The sequence below is a fragment of the Paenibacillus agaridevorans genome (assembly GCF_003112455.1).
Taxonomy (GTDB): Bacteria; Bacillota; Bacilli; order Paenibacillales; family Paenibacillaceae; genus Pristimantibacillus; species Pristimantibacillus agaridevorans.
The window spans coordinates 1-6,502 of sequence record NZ_BDQX01000306.1 but is presented as its reverse complement, the minus strand read 5'-3'; the positions used below and the strand labels follow the sequence as shown (position 1 = coordinate 6,502).

Here is a 6,502-nt window from a genome sequence, read left to right as displayed (position 1 = left end):
GGGGGGGGCCGACAATTGCTGCCGCATCGCCTGGACGAACCGATTCATCGGCTTGAACGTCCAGCGGCCGATCACTGCGGCCGATACCGTAGCGACAACGAACAAGACAACCGCGAGCAGGAACAATACGTTGCGGAACAGGATGAGCGGACGGGTAAACTGCGACTCCGGCACGGAGCGGACGATATACCAGCCCGTATAATCGTCTTTGACATAGAAGACGGAGGACAGCGTCTGTTCCACATCGGCTGTGAAATGACCCGTGTCCCCCTCGGATTTCAGCATACGGCTTATATAGGAAAACTCGCTGATGTCCTTGCCTACCTTATTATGGTCCGAATGAAGCACCACGACGCCTTCCCGGTCGACCACGAAGGTCTGCCCGCCATCGGCATCGGCCGTATTCCGAATCAGGCCGTACAACGCATCTTCCTTGACGTTAACCGCAACGGCCCCTCTTCTCGTCCCCGGCGAATGGATAAGCGGATAGGTGCGCACCAGCGTCACGACGTCGCGATAAACGGGATAGCTGGAACGGTTGATGAGCACCTTGCGTGTCGACATCCATTCATAGAAACCGTCAAATTGCTCGAACCCGGTAATCCAGCGAAAGTCGTTCGACAGCTCCTCCTCCGTCAGCACATTCCCCGTGACAAGCCGTTGTTTTCCATAGGAATACAAGTCGATTGTGAAAATATTATCCATGCTGTTGATCGCGTTCGCGATCAAGTTGGAAATACGAAACGCATTATTTTGGCTTGCCTGCTCATCCAGATCCTTGTCAAAGAAACGGATGACCTCATCGTTCTTGAGCAACTGAATCGTCGACTTGTCAATATGCTTAAGCGTCAGCTCGAGCTTATGGTCGACTTGGCCGAGCAGTTCCATATTCGTATCGACCAGTTGCCGTTTCAATTGTTTATTGAATACCGAATAGGTGAAAAAGAATGAAGTCGATACAAGGAGGAACAGGACGATGGACAAAACGCCGATCGCTTTCACAAGCCTCCGATTTTTGGTCACGTTCATGCCTGTTCCCCCTTATAAGTCAACCTCATTCAGACTTCCGTCATTTTAGAAGCTTGCCTTGTTCTCCTCGTACCACTTCTGCGCAAGCTCATCCGCTTCCTTGCCGCCCAGTCGCTCCCATTCCTTGCGGATCTCCTCGAGCGCCCACTGCCCCGTATATTTCGACCCTTGGGTTACGGCGGTTGCGCGCGTCTCCCGGATAAACGTATCCAGCGTCGAACGGATCTCGTTAATCTTGTCGAAGCTTGGCTGATACGGGATGTCCCTGCGGAACTCGTTTTTCATGGCGATCTCGAGCGATGTCATGTTCAGCTTGGCGATACGCTGGGACTGCTCGTCGTCGGGAGCAAGCGCAAGCAGGTCCTCGGCTTTGGTCACTTGATCTCTGACGACCGCGTATTCGCCGGCGTACAGCACTTCCTTGTTAAACTTATCGCTGTCAAGCTGCTTCGGAACGTCGTTAACCTTTTCATAATGGACGCCTTCCTCGCCATTGACAAGCGGATACCAGCCTCCGTCGATCAGCCAGTCCAAATATTCGATCGCCGCTTTCGGATTTTTCATATCTTTATTGAAAGCTACGAAAATATTAGGCGGAGCTTCTTGATAAGCGCCGTACTTGCCATACTGGGAAGCGACCATCTCCAGCGGTACCGGATTCGCCGTCGGCACGTTGGACAGCATATCCTTGATCATAATATCGTTCGAGCCTCTTCCCCATTGCCCGAGGTAAATGCCCGCTTTGCCTGTCGTCCAGAGCTGGCTGGCGCGCTGATTGTTGCTATCGGTCAGATACTCTTTGTCTACGAGCCCCAATTCATAAAGCTGCTTCTCCAGCCCGATCACATCGGCGAACCGATCCAGCGTAGCCCCGTATTGCATCTTGCCGTCCTCCAGATACCACTGGAAGTTCATGGCGCCATAGATGGCCGAGTAGATATCGCTCGTGGTATGGCCTACGATCGGCGTGCTGTCCGGATATCGTTCCTTAAACGCCTTGGCGACCGCGATCAACTCCTCGACGGTTGTCGGCTGATCGAGCTTCAGCTCATCCAGCCAATCCTGCCGAATCCAGACGCCGTGATTGGCAACCGCGAACAACGGACGTTCCGCGGATACGGCATAGATCTCGCCGTCGAACGTCAAGTAAGGCAGCAGTTCGGGATGTTCTTCCAAATATTTTTTGTACGACGTGCTGTACTTCTCGATATATTCTCCAATAGGTTGAATGACGCCTTGGGTCACCAGCTTGCCGATATACGCGCGGTCATACTCCCACACCAGATCGGGAGCTCCGCCGGACGCAAACAACACGTTAAGCGCGTCCTGCGCCTGATTGCGCGGCACGGGCACGATCGATACGTCGATGCCGGATTGCTCGCGAATCCACTTGACCCAACGGTTATCCTCATACGTGCCTTCGTCGCTGGATACCTGACCCCGATCAAAGGTGGAAATGCTGATCTTTTTAGGCAGACCTTCATACGGGTCCTTCTCCGCCCCCCCATTGTCTGAAGGCGCTTGGCTTTCCTGACCGGCCTTATTGCCGTTTCCTTTGTTGCCCGAACCGTTTGCGCCGTTAGAACAAGCGGATACGACGACCATCACCATAACGACGAGAATCAGCAGCAATCTGCCCTTTAAGTATTGCTTCCCTTTTTGATCCATACTTGACCTCCTGTTAACTGTTTTTAAATTATATCAGAACGCGCCGCGAGAGCGCATTTGACATCTTTTGAGAACGCCGAGCTGTTAACCTTTGATCGACCCCAGCAAAACGCCCTTGATAAAATGTTTCTGCAGGAATGGATAGACGCACAGGATCGGCACGATGGCAAACACGACCGCCGCCGCCCGGATACTCTCCGGCGTTATGACCGCTTGGAGGACGCCTTCCCCGCGCAGCAGCTCCGTGCTGACCAGATCGATCATTTGGTACAGCTTTACCATAAGCGACAATTTATCCGTGCTTCGGATATAGATCAGCACGTTCATATAAGAGTTCCACCAGCCGACCGCATAGAACAGCGTTAGAGCCGCGATGACCGGCTTCGACAACGGCAGAATAATTCGCCACAGAATCGTAAACTCGCTCGCTCCGTCGATAGCCGCGGATTCCTCCAGCTCCTCCGGCAACCCCTCCAGGAACGATTTCATAACAAACATGTTGTAGGCGCTAATAAGCGCGGGGAGCCATAGTGCCCAATAGGAGTTGACAAGACCAAGCGTATTGACGAGCAGGAAGTTCGGGATGAGCCCGCCGCTAAACAGCATCGTAAACAGAATCGCCATCAGCATGACATTCCGGCCCTTGAGCCTTGCCTTGGACAGCGGATAAGCCGCCATAATCGTAAACAGCATATTAAGCGCGGTGCCTACCAGCGTAATGATTACCGTGTTCTTCATGGCGACGATCAGTTGACCGTCCCTAATCAAATTGTTGTAGGCGTCGAGATTAAATTCGATCGGCCACATAAACACTTCGCCCGCGTTGATCGCCCTGCTGCTGCTAAAGGACGTCGCGATAATATTGATAAAGGGAAACAAAGTCGCATAAGCGCATAGCGCTAGGAATATATAGTTGAGCCATCGAAACCAGGCTGGCGAGGAACTTCTTTCATTCATGTCCGATTACCTCCTGTCGTCCTTCTCACCATAGGCCCCTCTCTCCCATCGCCTTGATGATCCGGTTAACCGATACGACCAATATCAAGGCAATCAACGATTGGAACAGTCCGAGTGCCGTCGTATAGCTGTACTGCAAATTCACCAGGCCCCTCGTATACACAAAGGTGCTGATGACCTCCGCCACGCTTGTCACCGCGTCATTGCGAAGCGCATACACCTGCTCGAAGCCGACATCCATCATTTTGCCTACTTGCAAAATGAGCAGAATCGCGATCGTGCTGCGAATGCCGGGGAGCGTCACATGCCAGGTTTGCCGCAGCTTGCTTGCCCCGTCCATTCTTGCAGCCTCGTACAACGTCGGATCGATGGACGCCATGGCGGCCAAATACAGGATCGTGCCGAAGCCGGCTTCCTTCCATATACCCGAGACGATAAAGCTGACGGGCCACCAAAGCTTGTCGGCCATAAAGTAGATCGGCTCCAGCCCGAAGCCCTTTAGCAAATAATTGACGAACCCCGTGGACGGCGACAGTAACGCGATCACGATGCTGCCCAGCACGACCCAAGAAATGAAATGGGGAATATAAAGCAAATTTTGCAACGTCCTCTTGTACCATTCCACGCGGACCTCGTTTAACAGAATGGCCAGCAGAATCGGCACGGGAAACGCGAATAGAAGGTGATACAAGTTCAACAAAAGCGTGTTTTTAAGCACGACATAGAACTCCCGGCTCGCAAACAGCTTCTCGAACTGCTCGAAGCCAACCCAGGGGCTGTTCCAAATGCCGTCGGCCAGACGATAATTTTTGAACGCGATAATCTCGCCGAACATGGGAGCGTATTTAAACACGAGCAGATAAATGGCCACCGGCACAAGCAACATATAAAGAAAGCGATTTCGTGAAACTTGCTTCCAAAATGACGCTTTTTTTCTAGCGGGCATTCCGGGTTCGGCAGGCAGTCCCGTCGGTTGCGGTATATTCATTTTCATGCGAGTCTCCTTTCGGTTTAAATGGTTATTGGCTAACCTGCACCCTTAAACTAGCACGGCATCGCCCGCTATTGAAATCACCACTTTTTACGGCGCTACGCCATATCCTTTTTTGGAGCACACGCTTTTTTTGAGATGCTACACCCTTTTCGCGATTTGCCCCTTATTGCGCTCCGAATCCGGCTTAAACGCAAAAAAAGAGACCCGCTTCGCGAGTCTCCTTCTTCTTATGAACCTATATATTAGTACTGTTTGGTTTTCGTATACTTGGTTGCGTCCTTTGCAAATACGGTCGCTTTGTTGCTTTGCTTAATGCCTGCGTCCACTGTCGTATCCACGATGACCCACTTGCCGTTAAGATAAACCTCGTTCCATGCGTGGTAGACGTCTACATAATCGGAATCGCCCATGACCAGCTTGGTCGGAATATCAAGGCTTCTCAGCATTGCCGCGTATGTCGAAGCGTATCCGTAGCAGATCGCCTTCTTCGAAGCAAGCGTCTTGTCGATGCTCGGCAGGTAGTCGGAAGTGACGGTGTCTGCCAGAACCTTGTCATACGCGATATTTGCGATGATGTAGTTGTATACGGCTTTCGCTTTTTCTTCGTCCGTCGTTTTGCCCTTTGCCAGTTCCTTCGCTTTCGCAATGGCTTGGCTAGTGCTTGTCCAGCTTACATTTTGAACGGAGTTAAGGTACACGACCTTCTCATCCTTGAGGTTCAGCGTAACCGCTTGTTGCTTGACCGCTTTATACGAGGTGCCCGAGATGTTCTCCAGAAGCATGATCTTGTACTCGCCATTGCCGAGCTGCAGTGGAAGAGTCTCCGTTACGCGGCCTGTAGCCAGACTATACGTATAGTTTTCTTTGCCCTTCGCGATCATGACTTTCATCTTGACCTTCGGCTTTACATCATAGGTTACCTTGACAATGCCTTGCGCCAATGCCGACGTGTCCAGCCAAGCGGCACCTGCATCAGCGGCCGATACAGCTTGTACCGATGTAAACAGCACGAATACCGATACAACCATCATAATGAATTTACGCATAACAAAAAACTCCCTTCGGTGGCCAGGCTGCCATCTATTTAGAAGGCCCTATAGCTTTGCGTCCCTGCCTTTCGACAGGTTTGCCATTATCGTGTGAAGCTTTTAGAGGTAGTCTCGGTGCTGAAAAACGAACTTTTTGACACGCAATAAGGTGTTCAATAAAGACCTATTGCCGTGCGATAAAGTCCTATAAACAACAAAAAAGCCCAATCATTCGGTAGCTGGCTGTCATCAATCCATGGATTGGAAGACCCTGTAGCTTTGCGTCCCTGGCTTTCGCCAAGTTTGCCGTTATCGTGTCTCGCTTTTATAGTTCCATGTTACCACAATTTGCTAGAGTTGCAACCCTTTTTTCTGACAAATGGACGCTTGGTTCGATGCTGGCCTTCAACGCTCGTCAAACCGATTGAACAACATTGTCGCCTGAGAGAACGCAAGCTTCTCGCAAAACTAGAAAATAGTAGTTTTAGCCCATATGAATAAGCATATTTTCCTAGTAAATAGGTAAAAAGTTTGATATTATTAGGAGAGTATGTAAGCGAGGTGATGGATATGTCCGGATATATAATGTTCACCGAATTAACGACACCGCTCAAGCTAATCGGTATTAGAATTTTTCGCGACGAGAACGGCCATTACTGGTACAAAGTCAGGAAGAACAGCCGCAAGCGGATCTTTTCTAAATTCTGATCAATCCCAGTTCCCATACATGCCCTGTCAGACGCAGAATCGATCGGCTCCGCAGCAGTACCGAACGGTTACATAGTCCAGACACAGCAAGAGAGGCTCCCGGGCTGCAAGCCCGGGA

The 6,502-nt window shown here is 51.0% G+C and carries 5 protein-coding genes and 2 riboswitches; all 5 genes read right to left on the bottom strand.

All coding sequences use genetic code 11. The features are described 5' to 3' along the window. A partial coding sequence (locus PAT3040_RS24975; protein WP_146200540.1) for a cache domain-containing protein occupies positions 1-1,029 on the bottom strand: 1,029 nt, incomplete at its 3' end. Positions 1,030-1,074: 45 nt separating this feature from the next. Beyond that, on the bottom strand, positions 1,075-2,697 hold the full coding sequence (locus tag PAT3040_RS24970; RefSeq protein WP_108994818.1) for an extracellular solute-binding protein: 1,623 nt from the start codon (positions 2,695-2,697) through the stop codon (positions 1,075-1,077). Positions 2,698-2,781: 84 nt separating this feature from the next. Then, complete coding sequence (locus PAT3040_RS24965) at positions 2,782-3,654, bottom strand: carbohydrate ABC transporter permease (RefSeq protein ID WP_108994817.1); 873 nt, start codon at positions 3,652-3,654, stop codon at positions 2,782-2,784. Between the two features lie 25 nt (positions 3,655-3,679). Then, a complete protein-coding gene (locus PAT3040_RS24960) occupies positions 3,680-4,642 on the bottom strand; it encodes an ABC transporter permease (RefSeq protein ID WP_258235145.1) in 963 nt (320 codons plus the stop codon). A gap of 248 nt (positions 4,643-4,890) precedes the next feature. Continuing rightward, positions 4,891-5,694 carry a transglutaminase-like domain-containing protein gene (locus PAT3040_RS24955; RefSeq protein ID WP_108994816.1) on the bottom strand — a complete coding sequence of 268 codons (804 nt, stop codon included), beginning with the start codon at positions 5,692-5,694 and terminating at the stop codon, positions 4,891-4,893. Positions 5,695-5,708: 14 nt separating this feature from the next. Beyond that, positions 5,709-5,789: riboswitch (cyclic di-GMP riboswitch) on the bottom strand. A gap of 118 nt (positions 5,790-5,907) precedes the next feature. Next, positions 5,908-5,994, bottom strand: a riboswitch (cyclic di-GMP riboswitch). Positions 5,995-6,502 lie beyond the last annotated feature (508 nt).